At 69.8% G+C, this 15,988-nt stretch carries 13 protein-coding genes; 6 read left to right on the top strand and 7 right to left on the bottom strand.

The features are described from left to right. Positions 1 to 455: 455 nt before the first annotated feature. Complete coding sequence (locus tag ACN263_RS29840; RefSeq protein WP_422737528.1) at positions 456 to 1,964, top strand: glycosyltransferase family 87 protein; 1,509 nt, start codon at positions 456 to 458, stop codon at positions 1,962 to 1,964. Between the two features lie 55 nt (positions 1,965 to 2,019). On the opposite strand, the gene ACN263_RS29835 is transcribed toward ACN263_RS29840, so the two are convergent. From ACN263_RS29835 to ACN263_RS29825, 3 genes are all read right to left on the bottom strand, one after another. After that, positions 2,020 to 2,493, bottom strand: coding sequence for a hypothetical protein (locus ACN263_RS29835; RefSeq protein WP_422737527.1), 474 nt, complete (start codon positions 2,491 to 2,493; stop codon positions 2,020 to 2,022). Positions 2,494 to 2,674: 181 nt separating this feature from the next. Beyond that, the gene (locus ACN263_RS29830; RefSeq protein WP_422737526.1) at positions 2,675 to 4,894 is read right to left on the bottom strand and encodes a hypothetical protein; all 2,220 of its coding nucleotides are present in this window, start codon (positions 4,892 to 4,894) and stop codon (positions 2,675 to 2,677) included. Continuing rightward, positions 4,891 to 5,682 (bottom strand): deoxyribonuclease IV, encoded by a 792-nt coding sequence (locus ACN263_RS29825; protein WP_422737525.1) that lies wholly within the window; start codon positions 5,680 to 5,682, stop codon positions 4,891 to 4,893. Before ACN263_RS29825 ends, ACN263_RS29830 begins: the two co-directional genes overlap by 4 nt. A 626-nt stretch (positions 5,683 to 6,308) precedes the next feature. Here ACN263_RS29825 and rpsF point away from each other — a divergent pair. The 4 genes from rpsF to rplI all read left to right on the top strand — a co-directional run bounded on the left by rpsF (position 6,309) and on the right by rplI (position 7,971). After that, positions 6,309 to 6,599, top strand: coding sequence for a 30S ribosomal protein S6 (gene rpsF, locus ACN263_RS29820; RefSeq protein WP_007453836.1), 291 nt, complete (start codon positions 6,309 to 6,311; stop codon positions 6,597 to 6,599). A gap of 90 nt (positions 6,600 to 6,689) precedes the next feature. Beyond that, positions 6,690 to 7,229, top strand: coding sequence for a single-stranded DNA-binding protein (locus ACN263_RS29815; protein ID WP_422737524.1), 540 nt, complete (start codon positions 6,690 to 6,692; stop codon positions 7,227 to 7,229). Positions 7,230 to 7,270: 41 nt separating this feature from the next. Next, the gene (rpsR, locus tag ACN263_RS29810; RefSeq protein WP_007073789.1) at positions 7,271 to 7,510 is read left to right on the top strand and encodes a 30S ribosomal protein S18; all 240 of its coding nucleotides are present in this window, start codon (positions 7,271 to 7,273) and stop codon (positions 7,508 to 7,510) included. 14 nt (positions 7,511 to 7,524) lie between these two features. Beyond that, complete coding sequence (gene rplI / locus ACN263_RS29805; protein WP_007453817.1) at positions 7,525 to 7,971, top strand: 50S ribosomal protein L9; 447 nt, start codon at positions 7,525 to 7,527, stop codon at positions 7,969 to 7,971. Positions 7,972 to 8,056: 85 nt separating this feature from the next. Here rplI and ACN263_RS29800 read toward each other — a convergent pair whose 3' ends face one another. Continuing rightward, positions 8,057 to 9,652: a hypothetical protein gene (locus ACN263_RS29800; protein ID WP_422737523.1), complete on the bottom strand. Its 1,596-nt coding sequence runs from the start codon at positions 9,650 to 9,652 to the stop codon at positions 8,057 to 8,059. Between the two features lie 414 nt (positions 9,653 to 10,066). On the opposite strand from ACN263_RS29800, the gene ACN263_RS29795 reads away from it, so the two are divergent. Further along, on the top strand, positions 10,067 to 14,149 hold the full coding sequence (locus tag ACN263_RS29795; protein WP_422740874.1) for a replicative DNA helicase: 4,083 nt from the start codon (positions 10,067 to 10,069) through the stop codon (positions 14,147 to 14,149). Between the two features lie 15 nt (positions 14,150 to 14,164). Here the strand turns inward: ACN263_RS29795 and ACN263_RS29790 are convergent, their stop codons facing one another. From ACN263_RS29790 to ACN263_RS29780, 3 genes are all read right to left on the bottom strand, one after another. Continuing rightward, positions 14,165 to 14,842 carry a maleylpyruvate isomerase N-terminal domain-containing protein gene (locus ACN263_RS29790; RefSeq protein ID WP_422737522.1) on the bottom strand — a complete coding sequence of 226 codons (678 nt, stop codon included), beginning with the start codon at positions 14,840 to 14,842 and terminating at the stop codon, positions 14,165 to 14,167. A 99-nt stretch (positions 14,843 to 14,941) separates the two neighbouring features. Then, the gene (locus ACN263_RS29785; protein WP_422737521.1) at positions 14,942 to 15,331 is read right to left on the bottom strand and encodes a zf-TFIIB domain-containing protein; all 390 of its coding nucleotides are present in this window, start codon (positions 15,329 to 15,331) and stop codon (positions 14,942 to 14,944) included. 22 nt (positions 15,332 to 15,353) lie between these two features. After that, positions 15,354 to 15,986 carry a phosphoribosyltransferase gene (locus ACN263_RS29780; RefSeq protein ID WP_422737520.1) on the bottom strand — a complete coding sequence of 211 codons (633 nt, stop codon included), beginning with the start codon at positions 15,984 to 15,986 and terminating at the stop codon, positions 15,354 to 15,356. Positions 15,987 to 15,988 lie beyond the last annotated feature (2 nt).

Genomic DNA, 15,988 nt, shown 5'->3' with positions numbered 1-15,988 from the left:
ACAGGAACAGTTCTACTCTTTACTACTACTGCACTTACAACCCTAGCAACAACAAGGTTGACCAGCATTACCGACCGAAGTAGTCCGGGCCGATAAATTAGAACAGCGCGTTGTGATGGCCGTCGAAAGACGGCTGCGGGAAGAGTCTTCGTGACTTCGCTACCCTTGTCCGAAACGCCCCTGGCCCAGCCTCCGAGCCGGTCCAGGGGCGCTTTCGTCATGAAAGCGTAAGTTGCAAATGTCCTGTTTGCACTCGTTCTGAGGCGCTGTGGCCCTTCGGTAACCAGCCAGATGTCAAAGCTGAAAGTCCCCGATGGTCGCCCTTGTTCGCGGCTCATCGCCGACCGGCAGCATTACGGTAAGTTACCGCCGCCTGCCGATTCACTGATCGGAGCGATCCCGGCGGGCAGACGAGTACATGACTCATCGCTGCGAGTACGGCAGGATGCCTTTCTATGAGCACCCAGTCGACGCCCGGCATCGACGACGCCGGAACCACCGACCACCCGTCCCGCTCCGACGGGTTCGTCCGCGGCCTCTCCGGCGCCATCGGCGGTCCGCTGGGCGACCACGCGACGGCCCTGGATCGGCCGGCCGGGCAGGAACGCCGGTTCTGGACCGCCGTCCGGATCGTCCTGGCGCTTGCCTGCCTCACGCTCGCGCTGCACTGGGTGCAGAAATCCCCGTGCCAGGACGGCGCCTGGCAGAACAACGTCCAGTACACCCGGTTCTGCTACACGGACGTGCTCGCCCTCTACTACGCCGAGGGCCTCAACGAGGGCAAGGTGCCCTACCGGGACCACCCGGTGGAGTACCCGGTGCTGACCGGCTACTTCATGGGCGCCCTCGGTCTGCCGGTGCACGCGATCGGCGACGGCGACCCGAGCATCAACCAGGGCCAGTGGTTCTACAACCTCAACGCGCTCGTGCTGGGCGCGCTCGCCGTGGCCACCGTCGCGGTGATCCTCGCGCTGCGCCGCCGACGACCCTGGGACGCCGCGTTGTTCGCGCTCGCCCCGGCGCTGCTGCTCACCGCCACCGTCAACTGGGACCTGCTCGCCATCGGACTGGCGGCGTTCGGTCTGCTGGCCTGGGCCCGGCGACAACCGGTGGTCGCCGGCGTGCTGCTCGGGTTGGCCGGTGCGGCGAAACTCTGGCCGCTGTTCGTGCTGGGGCCGATCCTCGTCCTGGCGCTGCGGGCCAACCGGCTCCGCGCCGCGCTCACCTCGCTCGGCGCGGCGGCGGTGGCCGTGGTGCTGGTGAACCTGCCCGCCTACCGGGCCAACCCGGACAACTGGGGTCGGTTCTTCGAGCTGAACACCACTCGGCCGATCGACTGGGGCACGCTCTGGTACATCGGGCGCTACCTGGACGGCAAGGTCGGCAACGACCCTGGCCAGCAGGGTCCGTTCGAATGGTTGAACACCAACATTCCGGCCCTGAACACCATTTCGTACGCCCTCTTCGGGCTGGCCTGCCTCGGCGTGGCCGTGCTGGCGCTGCGGGCCCCGCGCCGGCCGCGGCTTGCCCAGCTCGCCTTCCTGGTGGTCGCCGCGTTCCTCATCTTCAGCAAGGTCTGGTCCCAGCAGTTCGTGCTCTGGATGCTGCCGCTGGTCGTGCTGGCCCGCCCGAAGTGGGGTGCCTTCCTGGCCTGGCAGTTCGCCGAGGTCTGCTACTTCGTGGCCTTCTACGGTGAGCTGCTCGGTGCGGCCACCAGCCGGCCGGTCTTCCCGGAGGGCGTGTTCGTGCTGGCCTCGACGCTGCGGCTGGCGACCGTGGTGACCCTCTGCGTCCTGGTCATCCGGGAGATCCTGCACCCCGAGCAGGACGCGGTACGGGCCACCTATGCCGACGATCCGGACGGCGGCGTGCTCGACGGCGCACCTGACGTCGGCTGGATCGACCGCTTCCGCCTACGCTCCGACACCCCGACGACGGTCACCGAGGAGGACGTGCGGGTCTGACGCCGTGGCGTGTGCGTGCCGTACCGTGCTGCTCGCCGGACCGGAGCCGCACCGATCACTGCCGTAGGCCCACGGTGGTGTCCGCCTGAGCGAGTTTCCGGTCGAGGCCGGTGTCGCAAGCGGTGTCCGACATCGTCACCTGGGGCTGTGCACTGCGGGTGCCGCTGAACCGTACACAGAGCCGCACCGTCACCTCGGCGGGCGCGAGCCCTCCGGCGTTGCCGGTGCCGTCGAACGCCACGTCCAGCCAGATCCGATCACCCGGTTCGGACCGGCGACCGAAGACGAACCCGTTGCGCTCCCCGCTCTCCACCAACTCGGCGACCACACCGAGCAGCGCCTCCTGGCGCGGGGCGGACGGGTCGGCCAGCGCGTTCGACATCGCCTGCCGCGACCGTTCCGCCTTCTCGCGGACCACCGCCGTGGCCTTGTCCGTGGCGTCCTGCTCCTGGTCAAGGGCGCCGCAGCCGAGACTCGCCGCGGCCAGGGCCGTGCCCGCGAGAAGGCCGAGCAGCCTTCTCGCGGGCACTGATGACGAAGCCCTGGTCAAAGCCCCACCTTTCCCCGCGTGACGTCGTTCATCGCCTCAACGTAGAACCGGGCGTCAACGATGTACCGCCGCCGTGATACCGACGCCATCGGCGGGCTGCTGGGTGACCACGCCGTGGCACTGGTCCGGCGGGCGGGCAAACCGCAGGCAGCGAGAGGCGTCAGAGTCGATAGACGACCGCGTCGCCGACGTCCTGACGGGTGACGCCGAGCGATTCGACCGGCGCGTCGATGGTGATCTCCCAGGGCGTACCGGGCACCTCGTCGCGGAGCAGCACCACCGTGCGTACGCCGAGGGTGCGCAGGTAGTCGACGCTCATCTGGTCGGGGAACGACTGGCTGACCCGGCGTACGTCGTCGAGCTGCCGGGGCGTGAAGCCGCTGCCGCCGTTCGCCACGTCCGGGAATCCGTCCGTCGACCAGAGCATCACATGCTGGTCGAGGCCCTGGTCGCTGGGGAGCACGAGCAGCGGTCCCTGTGCCGAGCGCATCGCGGCGGGCTGCGCCGGCACCACCGGATGCGGGGTGGAGTTCAGTCCTTCGACGGTGACCAGCAGCAGCGGCAGCAGCGTGGCGATCCGCAGCCACGGCCCGGGCCAGGACGGGATCCGCTGCGCGGCCAGCTCCCGGACCCGGTCGGTGAGGGCGGTGACCGCGCCCGCCGCGAGCAGCGCGAGCAGCAACGTCGTCCAGAGCATCAACCGACCGGGGGTACGCAGGGCGTTCCAGCCCGGCGCGTGCTCGAACAACGGCACGTAGGTGAAGGTGCCGTCGAAGAAGCGGGTACCCATCGCGAACACCATCGTGACCAGCACCCCGACGAGCAGGAACAGCCGGTGCCGCAGCCGCCAGACGGAGAAGAACAGCCCGCCGAAGGCCAACGCGTAGAGCACGAACCCCGGCAGCAGTGTCATCTCCGCGTGGAACGGCAGCGCGTCCCGGGCGCCCTCGTGCAACGCACCCCAGATCCGCGACTCGGCGGGCGCGGTCACGAACCCGGACGCCGGCGGCGAGAAGAGGGAGATGTCGCGGACGGTCCGCTCGGCGTACGGGTGCAGCTCGGTCACCTGGAAGTACGGGAGCGCCATCAGCGCGCCCACCCCGGCGAAGAACACCCCACCGACCATGTCGGCCACGAGCAGCCGGCGGCCGAACGGCAGGGTACGGCCGGACCGCAGCCACTTCACCCCGAACAGCACGGTGGCGACCAGCACCGCGACGGCCAGGAAGTAGGCGAACGGCAGACCGATGCCGAAGCCGAGGCTGATCTGCCAGGCGGCCACCAGCCAACCGGCGTACACCCAGCCGTCGTGCCGTCGTTCGGGCCGGTAGCCGTGCCGCAACGACCAGCCGTGCCCCCGCGCGAGCATCGCGAGAGCCAGCGGGATGCCGCCGTTGGACAGCACGTGCAGGTGCCCGGCCTGGGCGAGCAGCCACGGCGCGTAGGCGTAGCCCACCCCGGCGACGGCGGCGCCGATCCGACCGGCGCCGAGCTGCCGAGCCAGGGCGTACGCCCCGAACGTGGCGAGCGCGTGCGCCAGCACGAACATGATGTTGTAGCGCAGCACCGCGTCCTCGGGGCCGCTGCCGAGCATCCCGGCCGGGGCGTAGCCGAGCAGGGTGTCGGAGAACGCGAAGCTCCACAGCTCCGGGAAGAACGTGTTCGACTGCCACAGGCGGGTCGGGTCGGCCAGCAGGATGTGACCGGACCAGGCCATCTGCCACGCCTGGAGGCTCGGGTCCCAGGTGTCCTGCGGCAGGGTGTAGCGCGGGTAGCGAAGCGTCGGCCAGGTCATCAGCACGGCCAGCGCCAGCGCGGCAAGGGCCGCCAGGCTCCACTCGTGGACCAGGGACCGGCCCACCGCGCGGGCCGCCCGGTAGAGCCGGCTGGGCCGGGGCTCCGGCGCCGAGACGAACGCCTCCCAACGGTCGGGCTCGACCGACCTGGCCTCGCCGTCGGCCTCGACACCCTCGGTGGCGTCGCCATCCTTCGTACCCGTTGCGTCGGCCTTCTTCGCGCCGGCGCTGGTCGTACCGATGTCGCCCTTGACCGCGTCGCCCACGACCGCGTCGCCCTTGACCGCGTCGCCCTTGACCGCGTCGCCCTTGGGCGTGTCCGCCTTGTCGCCGTCGCCGTCGCCGTCGCCGTCGTTCTTCGTGGTGCCGTTCTTCGCGGCGTCGCTCTTCGCGGCGGAGTTCGTTGCCGCGCTGGAGCTCTTCGGAGCCCTGTTTCTCCCCCAGCCCCTGCGGGTCGTGCCGTTCGTGGTGGACCCGGCCGAGGTGGCGGCGGTGTCACCGGTGGACGGCGCGGCCGGTCGGATCGGGTCGTCGCCGGTAGACGTGGGCTGCGCCTTTCCCGGCTTGGACTGTCCGGTCGTCATGCTGCCGGGCGCTCCGTCGGGAGCTGCTGGCGCAGGAAATCGATGTCGGCGGCCTGGCCCTCGACGCCGCCCGGAGTCTCGACGACCACCGGCGCCCCGGCGGCGCGGATCACCGCCACCACCAGCTCGGGATCGATCGTCCCGCCGTCGAGGTTGTCGTGCCGGTCCTGGCCGGAGTTGAACCCGCCCTTGGAGTTGTTGGCGTGCACCAGGTCGATCCGGCCGGTGATCGCCTTGACCCGGTCGACGAGGCCGAGCAGTTCCTCGCCCCCGGCGTACGCGTGGCAGGTGTCCAGGCAGAAGCCGACCTCGTAGTCGCCGATCGCGTCCCAGAGCCGGGCCAGCGCGTCCAGCCGGCGGGCGCACGCGTTGTCTCCGCCGGCCGTGTTCTCGATGAGGACCGGCACGCCGAACCCGCCGGAGTCGGCCGCGTACGCGAAGGTCTTGCGCCAGTTGTCGAAGCCGACCGCCAGGTCGTCGCCGGCGTTGACGTGCCCACCGTGGACGATCAGGCCCTTGGCACCGATCTCGGCCGCCGCGGTCGCGTGCCCGACCAGCAGTTTGCGGCTGGGGATCCGGATGCGGTTGTTGAGGGTTGCCACGTTGATGACGTACGGCGCGTGCACGTAGAGGTCGACCTCGGCGGCGCGCAGCCGCTCGGCGTCCTCGCGCGGCTTGGGTGCCTTCCATCCCTGCGGGTCGGAGAGGAAGAACTGCACGGTGTCGGCGGACCGTGCGGCCGCCTCCGCCAGCGGGTCGGTCGAATCGACGTGGGCTCCGATACGCATGGCAGCGAGCCTACGTCGCGACCACGACAGGCGCGGTGACGGCCGGCGATGTCGTCACTCCGGCCGCCGGACGCTCGTTGAGGGGATGGGACCCGACGAGCGGGGCCCGGGGCCGGGCGCGACGAGGCGCCCGGGTACGGCACCGGGTCGTTCGTCGGCCCGACAGCGAGGTCACCCCCGTGGCGCGGCCCGGCGTCGCGGGGGAGACCCCGTCGCACCAGGTGGGACCGGTCGCAGAATCTCGGAAATTTCTGCCTTTTGCCCCGACACGGGACGAGAGCCGTTGTATCGTCAGATAACAACACGATAAAGCTCCGCGGGGCGTCTCCGGTCCAACCTCATCGGTGTGGTCGTTCCTCCCCAGGTCCCACCCAAGGAATGCGGACGGGACGCTCCGCGGCCTCGTTGACGGGGGCTCGCCACCGACCAGTGACGGTCGGCTGGCGGGCCCCCGTCGGCCTGCCCGGAACGCCGGCCCGACCGCCCCGGGCATGATCGTCCGGACCGGGTATCCTGGTCAGGTTGTCCGCGTCCGGCCGGGTTCCCCCGGCACGTGCGGGCAACGACGCACGACCTCCTGCCACGGAAGGACCGTGGCCGCTTAGCCCACAGGAGGTGAGCACGTCTTGCGTCATTACGAGATCATGGTGATCCTCGACCCCAGCCTCGAGGAGCGCACCGTCGCCCCGTCGCTCGACACGTACCTGAACGTGATTCGGACCGCGGGTGGCTCGGTTGAGAAGACGGACGTGTGGGGCCGCCGGCGCCTCGCGTTCGAGATCAACAAAAAGGCCGAGGGCATCTACGCCGTCGTCGACCTGCAGGCCACGCCTGCTGCCGTGGCCGAGCTGGACCGTCAGCTCCGGCTGAACGAGTCCGTGCTGCGCACCAAGGTCATCCGGCCGGAGATGCGCTAAGCATTCAGTCCGGTATTCAACCCGGTTCGCCCGGATCAGCCTCCGCGACTCTGTCGTACGGCTTTGAGAGCCTGTACGACGAGACGCTGAGTGCGCGAGGAGATGGTCATGGCAGGAGACACCACCATCACGGTCATCGGCAATCTGACCGATGACCCCGAGTTGCGGTTCACCCCCTCCGGGGCTGCGGTCGCCAAGTTCCGTGTCGCCTCGACGCCCCGATTCATGGACAAGGCGTCGGGCGAGTGGAAGGACGGCGAGCCGCTGTTCCTCGCCTGCACCGTGTGGCGGCAGGCCGCCGAGCACGTCGCCGAGTCGCTGCAGCGCGGCGCTCGCGTGATCGTCTCGGGCCGGCTGCGTCAGCGGTCCTACGAGACCCGCGAGGGTGAGAAGCGCACCGTCATCGAGCTTGAGGTCGACGAGATCGGCCCATCGCTGCGCTACGCCACGGCGAAGGTGCAGAAGATGTCCCGCTCCGGTGGCGGTGGCGGCGGCTTCGGTGGCGGCGGCGGTGGTGGTGGTGGCCAGGGTGGCGGCGGAGGCAACTTCGACGACCCCTGGGCTTCGGCCGCACCCTCTCCCGCGCGTGCCGGTTCGGGCGGCAACTTCGACGAGGAGCCTCCGTTCTAATGGCGCCGAGCGCCCGCGATCGCAAACCAGGAGCAAGGTCAATGGCCAAGGCTGCGGCACTTCGCAAGCCGAAGAAGAAGGTGAACCCGCTCGACAAGGACGGGATCACCTACATCGATTACAAGGACACGGCGCTGCTGCGCAAGTTCATCTCCGACCGCGGCAAGATCCGCGCTCGGCGGGTCACCGGCGTGACCTCGCAGCAGCAGCGGCAGATCGCCCGCGCGGTCAAGAACGCCCGCGAGATGGCGCTCCTGCCGTACACCGCAACGGCCCGCTGAGAGGAGGCACCGATATGAAGATCATCCTGACTCAGGAAGTGTCCGGCCTCGGTGCCCCGGGCGACATCGTCGAGGTCAAGGACGGCTTCGGCCGTAACTACCTGCTGCCGCAGGGCTTCGCGATCGCCTGGACCAAGGGCGCGGAAAAGCAGGTCACGGTCATCAAGCGGGCCCGCTCGGCCCGCGAGATCCGCGACCTCGACCACGCCAACGAGGTCAAGGGCCAGCTCGAGGGTCTCAAGGTCAACCTGAAGGCCCGCGCCGGCGACGGCGGTCGGCTCTTCGGCTCGGTCACCTCGGCCGAGATCGTCGACGCCGTCAAGGGCGCCGGCGGTCCGGTCCTCGACCGTCGCCGGCTGGAGGTGCCCGGTCACATCAAGTCGACCGGCACCTACCCGGTGAAGATCAAGCTGCACCCCGAGGTCACCGCGTCGTTCAACCTGAACGTCGTTCAGGGCTGACGACCCGCACCACACGACGAGGGCCCGCACCGAGCAATCGGTGCGGGCCCTCGCGCATCCGCCAAGCGTGGCCCGGCGGCCCGCCTCACCCGATCGGTTGGCCCGTCACCGCACTGATCAGCACCGTCGAAAGACCACCGCCGACCACGGCCGCCGCGAGCGCGATCGTCGCCGACCGCCACGTCGTGCCGACCCGGCGCAGCAGCGCCGCCACCACCAGGCTGCTCACCAGCGCCAACCCGAACCGCGGCGAGCCGGCGAGCAGCGACTCCAGCGCGCGTGACCGCGCCGAGTCACAGCCACCTCCACTGATGTCGGTGACACACCCGGCGGGCGCCTGCGCGTCGAGCGTCAGCAACCACAGGAAGATCAGCATCGCCGGCACCAGGTAGCAGGCAGTGGTGTAGAGCAACGGCCGGACCGACCCGCCGGGGTCCGGGTCGAGCAGGTCGTCCTCCAGACGACGCGCCCAACCACCCGTCGCCACCGACTCGACCCGCCTGCGCACCGACGCCGTACCGACCGGCGGCCGGTCCGCCCGACGCCGGGCGCCAGCAGGGGGTACGGGGGCACTGCGCGGCCGTGGAGCCGTGTAACCCACCACCGGCGACCGGGGCGCCGACGTCGTCGTGTCCATCCAGCGCGGATCGTCACCCGACAACCGGGTGCCGGGCCAGAACCCGCTGTCCCGACTCGGCCATCCCTCCGTCAGCCGATCCGAGCGGGGCGGCAGCGTCCGGTCCCACTGGTCGTCCTCGACCGCGGACCGCTCCCACTGGCCGGTGCGGTCCGACCGCTCCCAACCACCGACGCTCTCCCCCGAAGACCACTGCTCGCTCAGGTCCGTGCCGTCCGAGCCCGGCGTCGGCCACGCGTGCACACCCGACGCGTCCCACGGGTCCACCGCGGGCGCGTACGACGGATCGGGCTCGGCCGCCTGCTCCGCTCCGCGCTCCCACGGGTCGGCCGCCGGACGCGTCCACGACTCCTCCGTCGCGCGCCGGCTGCGCCGCGTCGGTCGGCTCACCTCCGGACGGGACACCGTCTCGGCCGAGTCGGCCGTCAGGTCCCCACCGGACCAGATCACCTGCGGACGACCGGCCGGTGCGCGACGGGGACGACGGTCGGAGGCCGCCCCGGACACCGGCTCCTCCGCCGCCGAGTCGGCGCGCCGACGGCCCGCGTACCCCTGCTCCTGGGGACGGTCGAGCGTCCACTCCCGGGTGTGGTCCGAATCAGGACCCGCGCCGATCGCCGGTTGCTCACGCCGACCACCCGCGCCGATCGCCGGTTGCTCGCGCCAACCACTCGCGCCGATCGCCGGCTGCTCACGCCGACCACCCGCGTCGGCTCGGCGTCGGCCGGTCGCCTCGGCACCGCGCCAACCGGCACCCGAACTCGGGCGCTCGACCTCGATCTCGACCTCGTCTTCGTCGGGCGCGGCGTGCCGGCCACCGCCGTCGGCCCGCTGAACCCCCGACTCCAGCGCCCACCGCGGCAGGTAGGCGTCGACCGGTTCGTCCTGCCCACGGTCGCGCGCCCGCCGCCGACTGGAGGTGCGGTAGGGCACGTCCTCGTCGTACGGGTCGACCGGAGCGGGCAGCGCAGGTTGACCCCACGAGGCGGTCGGCGGACGCTCCCGCGGGGTGCCCTCCCCGCGTCCCCAGTCCCGGTAACTCACGGCCGGAGTGTGACCCTTCTGAACCCAAAGCGTGATCCGCTGTCCAGGTGTAGCCGTTCGCTGGAGATAGTACGGGAAGATCGTGTAAAAGAACCGACCGAAATATTCTCCTCCACAGGGTGGGGACCGCATTTTGCCAGGTCAAGGGCCTGCGCCCGAGAATTCCCCAGCGGTTGTCCACAGGCTGTGCACACGCTGCGCACATGCTCGTCCACCGGCATCCACAGGTTGTCCCGAGGCTCGTCCACCGTGCTTGTTGAGTCGCTGACCTCGGGGTCCGTATGGTTGGCCCTCGACCGCCGGCGCGATGGCCCCCGATCGACCGGCTCGGTCGGGAGAACTGTCGTACCTCGGCGGTAGAGCTGGGACAGATCCGACGCAGTGGAGGGGGGACCGGTGTCGGTCACCGACGACATGCGGGCGGAGGCACGGTCCGGCAACGGACAGCCACCCGTGCAGCGGGACGGCGGGTTCGACAAGACGCCACCCCAGGATGTCGCCGCCGAGCAGTGCGTCCTCGGTGGCATGTTGCTCTCCAAGGACGCGATCGCCGACGTCGTCGAGATCCTCAAGACCAACGACTTCTACCGGCCGGTGCACGCCACCATCTTCGACACCATCCTCGACATCTACGGCCGGGGTGAGCCGGCGGACTCGATCACCGTGGCGGCGGCGCTCGCCGACTCCGGGGACCTCGTCCGCATCGGCGGCGCACCGTACCTGCACACCCTCATCGCCAGCGTGCCCACCGCGGCGAACGCCGCGTACTACGCGCGGATCGTCAGCGAGCGCGCCGTGCTGCGCAGGCTCGTCGAGGCCGGCACCAAGATCGTGCAACTGGGTTACGGCACCGCCAGCGGCGGCAGCCGGGACGTCGACGACATCGTCGACCTCGCCCAGCAGGCCGTCTACGACGTCACCGAACGCCGGGTCAGCGAGGACTTCGCGGTCCTGGCCGACATGCTCCAGCCGACGCTGGACGAGATCGAGGCGGTGGGCGCGCAGGGCGGCGTGATGACCGGCGTGCCGACCGGCTTCAGCGACCTGGACCGGCTGCTCAACGGCCTCCACGCTGGGCAGCTGATCATTGTGGCGGGCCGGCCCGGCTTGGGTAAGGCACTTGCGCTCGACACCCCCCTGCCGACCCCGGACGGCTGGACCACGATGGGTGAGGTCAAGGCAGGCGACCAACTACTGGCGGCGGACGGCTCCCCTACCACCGTCACAACCGCCTTCGACGTGATGCACGACCGTCCCTGCTACGAGGTGGAGTTCTCCGACGGCACCGTCATCGTGGCGGACGCGGAGCACCTGTGGAAGACGACCACCCGAGCGAGCCGGCGGCCGGGCCCGGCGCGGCAGAAGCGGCACTGGCCCGAATCGTCGCTGACCAACCTACGTGCGGCCCGCGAAACTCTCGGCGCCGCGGGAAACCAGCCGATCACCCTCTTCGACACACTCGAGAAGGTCGGACCGGAGTTCCGGCATGTCCTGCACAAGGTCGCGCGTGATGTCGGGTCGACCGGCCGGATCAGCCGCCCCGTCGTCCGCAACGGCAAGACGAGAAACTGGACGGCGCCGGGTTACCCGGCTGCCCCCCTGGTGACAGCGCTTCTTGAACGAGCCGAGCGGCAGGTCAACTCAGGCAGCCGGGTCGACCATGATGGCGTCGTCACCACTGCTGAGATCGCGGCCACGCTGCGTACCGAAACCGCCGACCGACGGTTGAACCATGCCGTACGGAACTGCGCCCCTCTCCAACTCCCGGACCGCGAACTGCTGGTTCCGCCCTACACCTTGGGGGCATGGCTCGGGGACGGGCACACCGGCGCCAGCCGCTTCACCACCGCCGATCCGGACATGCTCACGCACGTCGAGGCCGACGGCTTCGCCGTGCGTCCCAGTGGGCCGATGGTCTACACCATCCTGCTACGGCCCACACCGGTTGCTCAGGGGAACGGCACCTGCGTGGACTGCGGCGTTTCCACCAGGGCGCTGCGGGAGAATCCGGCGACCAGGAAGTGCGCAGGCTGCCGGCACCGCAACGGTTCGTTTCTCGGGTTGTTGCGTCAGGTCGGGGTAGCGGCGGACAAGCACATCCCTGATGTCTACCTACGCGCCTCCGAGCCGCAGCGCCGGGCGCTGTTGGCTGGCCTGATGGACACCGACGGCACCGTCGCCCCCACCGGTAACCTGCAGTACACATCGACCTCGAAGCGACTGGCAGAGGACGTACGCGAACTCATCGTCAGCCTCGGCTACCGCTGCACGGTCAACGCCAAGCCGGTACGCGGCCGCACAAGCGAGTCGTCCGTCGCGTACACGTTGAACTTCTCCACCCCCGACGTCATCTTCCGGCTCAAGCGCAAGCAGGACGCGCACGTCGAACGCCGCCGGAGCACCTCCGACGTCCGGACGACCTCGCGGTACATCGTTGACGTTCGTCCGGTCCCGAGTGTGCCGGTCCGGTGTGTCACGGTCGACAACCCCGAGCATCTCTACCTGGCCAGCCGGGCGATGATTCCCACCCACAACAGCACGGCCAGCATGGACTTTGCCCGAAACGCGGCCATCCGGGCCAATCAGGCCGCCGCCATCTTCTCGCTGGAAATGAGCAAGGTCGAGATCGTCATGCGACTGCTCTCGGCCGAGGCGCGGGTGCCGCTGCACGTCCTGCGCAGCGGGCAGCTCTCCGACGACGACTGGACCAAACTGGCCCGCTGCATGGGTGAGATCAGCGAGGCGCCGTTGTTCGTCGACGACACGCCGAGCATGAACCTGATGGAGATCCGCGCGAAGGCCCGCCGACTCAAGCAGCGGCACGACCTCAAGATGATCGTGGTCGACTACCTCCAGCTGATGACCTCGCCGAAGCGTACGGAGAGCCGCCAGCAGGAGGTCGCCGACCTGTCTCGTGGCCTCAAGCTGCTGGCCAAGGAGGTCGAGTGCCCGGTCATCGCGGTGAGTCAGCTGAACCGTGGCCCCGAGCAGCGAACCGACAAGCGCCCACAGTTGTCCGACTTGCGTGAATCGGGTTGTCTCACTGCGGACACCCGGGTCGTTCGAGCGGACAACAACGCGGAGATCACGCTCGGCGAATTGTTGTCGAACCGGACGAAGGACATTCCCGTCTGGGCACTGGACGAGAGCCTTCGCTACACCCCCCGCACCATGACCCACGTCTTCCCGAGCGGCACGCGCGAGGTGTTCCGGTTGACGCTGGCGTCAGGAAAGCAGATCGACGCCACGGCGAATCATCCCTTCCTCGCCTTCACCGGCTGGGTACCGCTCGGTGAACTGGCACCGGGAGACCGGATCGCAACGCCACGACACCTGCCACCCCCGATGGCGATCCGCCCGTGGGCCGATCCGGAGGTCGTCATGCTGGCGCACCTGCTGGGCGACGGCTCCTTCGTGCGACGTCAGCCGATTCGCTACGCAAGCCGGGACGAGCTGAACCTGCAGGCGGTGACGGAGGCGGCGAAACACTTCGGCATTACCGCGCTGCGTGACGACTATGCGTCGGCGAGGGTGACCACGCTGCGGCTGCCTGCACCCTTCCGGCTGGCCCGAGGTCGACGTAACCCGATAGCGGAATGGTTGGACGGCTTGGGCCTCTTCGGTCTGCGCTCGCACGAGAAGTTCGTCCCGTCCTCAGTCTTCGGACTTCCCAAAGAGCAGGTGACGACCTTCCTGCGGCATATATGGGCCACTGACGGATCAGTCACCGTGAACAGTTCAGGCCGCGGCGGACGGGTCTACTTCTCGTCCACCAGTCGGCGAATGCTGGAGGACATCTCCAGACTGCTGCTGAGGTACGGCATCACCGCCCGCCTCCGTGCCGTGCCGGTGGTAGGCCACCGTCCTCAGTACACGCTCGACATCTCCGGCCGGGATGACCAGTTGAGGTTCCTGCGCGAGATCGGCGTTCACGGACAGCGGTCGGAGGGCTGTGCTGCTCTCCTTGGCGTGTTGGAGTCGACGGAGAGCAACACCAACGTCGACACGGTTCCCCGCGAGGTCTGGTCCAGGGTCAAGGAGATCCTGGCCGAGCAGGGGATGTCCCACCGGGAGTTCGCGAAGGCCATCGGCACTCAGTTCTGCGGCAGTGCCCTCTGGAAGCGCGCGCCCAGCCGCTCTCGGCTCGCAGCGATTGCCGCGGTGCTCGACTCCGCCGACCTCGATCTGCACGCGACCAACGACATCTTCTGGGACTCGATCGTGTCCATCGAGCCGATCGGTGAGCAGGAGGTGTTCGACGCGACAGTGCTCGGTAAGCACAACTTCGTGGCGAACGGCATTGCCACCCACAACTCGATTGAGCAGGACGCCGACGTCGTTATTCTTCTGCACCGCGACGACTACTACGACAAGGAGTCACCGCGGGCCGGGGAAGCGGATTTTATTGTTGCTAAGCACCGAAATGGACCAACCGACACGGTGACGGTCGCGGCCCAGCTGCATCTGTCCCGCTTCGTCGACATGGCGATCGGCTGACCTGATCGGGACCGGTCACCCCAGCAGGGGGAACCAGCCTGCCGCCTCGCCCAACTCCAGCCGGTCCCGATCGGTGAGGGAGAGGCGGCCGGTCGCCTTCAAGAGGAACTCCCGGTCGTCCCAGCCGGCCGGGCGGACCGCGTCGTCGCTCATCAGCCCATCCATCGTGGACACCGCCACGCTCGTCGCCCTGGGTCCGGGTGGCGGCGCGTCCGGCAGTTCCGGGATGAGGTCCAGGTGGTGCACCACGGCCTCGGTGGTCAGGGTGGACAGGAAATCGGGTACCCGCAGCACATGACCCTGCGTGGTCACGTACCCGTCGGGGTCCGCGAATCCGGCGGCGCGAACCGCCGCCGGGGCGGTGTCCCGCCACAGCTGGACGATGGCGGTCGGTCGGTCGAAGGCGGACGCCGATCGCCGGATCCACCAGGCGTGCCGGGCGGCCTGCTCGTCGCCGCCCGGGAAACCGCGCCAGTAGGAGAGGTCGTCCACGTCGGCGGGACCATCGACCGGGCTGGCCAGAGCCACCAGGGCCCGCTGGGCGTCACCGAGCACGTGCAGGAGCAGGTCGGCGACCAGCCAGCCCTGGCATCGGGTGGCCCGTTGCAGGTCAGCGTCGTCGAGAGCGTCCACCACCGCGGTGATGCCGTCGTACGCCTCGGCGAGGGCCTCGTCGTGCCGGGTGACGGTCATGCGGTGCAGCCTCGCACGGACCGCCGCGCCGGCCAATCGCGGGCAGCGACGTCGCCCGGGTCGACACCGGATCGACCCGGGCGGGAGTCTCGGCCAGGTTCAGCCGAACATCTCGTCGAGGAAGCTCTTGCGCTTCTTGTGCCGGTAGTGACCGTGGTAGCCGTGGTGCTGCTGCTGGTAGCCGTAGGCGGGCGCCGGCGGGTAGCCGTGCGCGGGCGGTGGAGGCGGCGGTGGCGGGACAGCGCCGTAACCGGGCTGGTGCTGGGCGGGCGGCGGGGGCGGAGGCGGCGCGTAACCGCCCGGCTGCGGTGCCGGCGCGGTCGGCCCGGCCTGCTGGCGACTCCAGTTGGCCTCTGCCTCGAACAGCTTCTCGAGCTCGCCACGGTCGAGGAAGATTCCCCGGCACTCGCCACACTGGTCGATGACGACGCCGCTGCGCTCGTACTGGCGCATCTCACCGCGACACTTGGGACAGATGAGGTCACTCATCACCCGACGGTACCTGGTCGACCTAAGCGATTGCTGTGAGCGCCTCGATGACTTCGTCGTCGGAGACCTCGTGGAAGTCGTCGTAGTAGACGCTGACCGAGCCGAAATCGGGCGGGCGTTGGGCGCAGATGACCTGGTCGGCCTCGGCGGCCAGCAGCTCGTACGCCTCCTGCGCGCCGACCGGCACGGCCACCACCACCCGGCGGGCGCCGAGCCGGCGGGCGACCTCGACGGCCGCTCGGGCGGTCGCGCCGGTGGCCAGACCGTCGTCGACGATCACCGCGACCCGGTCGGTGAGGTCAAGCGGTGGGCGACCGCCCCGGTAGAGCCGTTCGCGGCGCTCCAGCTCGGTCTGCTCGCGCCGGCTGACCTCGGCGATGTCGTCGCTGCTGAGCCGGCTGGCGATCGCGTCGTTGAGCACCTGCACGCCGCCGGGACCGAGCGCGCCGAAGGCGACCTCGCGCGCCCAGGGCATGCCGAGCTTGCGGACGACCAGCACGTCGAGGGGGACGCCGAGCCGTTCGGCGACGACCCGGGCCACCGGTACGCCGCCGCGGACCAGGCCGAGGACGACGGCGTCCGGGTCGCCGACCAGGGCGGTGAGCCGGTCGGCGAGCACCCGGCCCGCCTCGGCGCGGTCGCGGTAGGTGGTCATGT

This window comes from Micromonospora sp. WMMD729, from assembly GCF_049315225.1.
GTDB lineage: Bacteria > Actinomycetota > Actinomycetes > Mycobacteriales > Micromonosporaceae > Micromonospora.
This window is presented reverse-complemented; position numbering and strand designations above follow the sequence as displayed.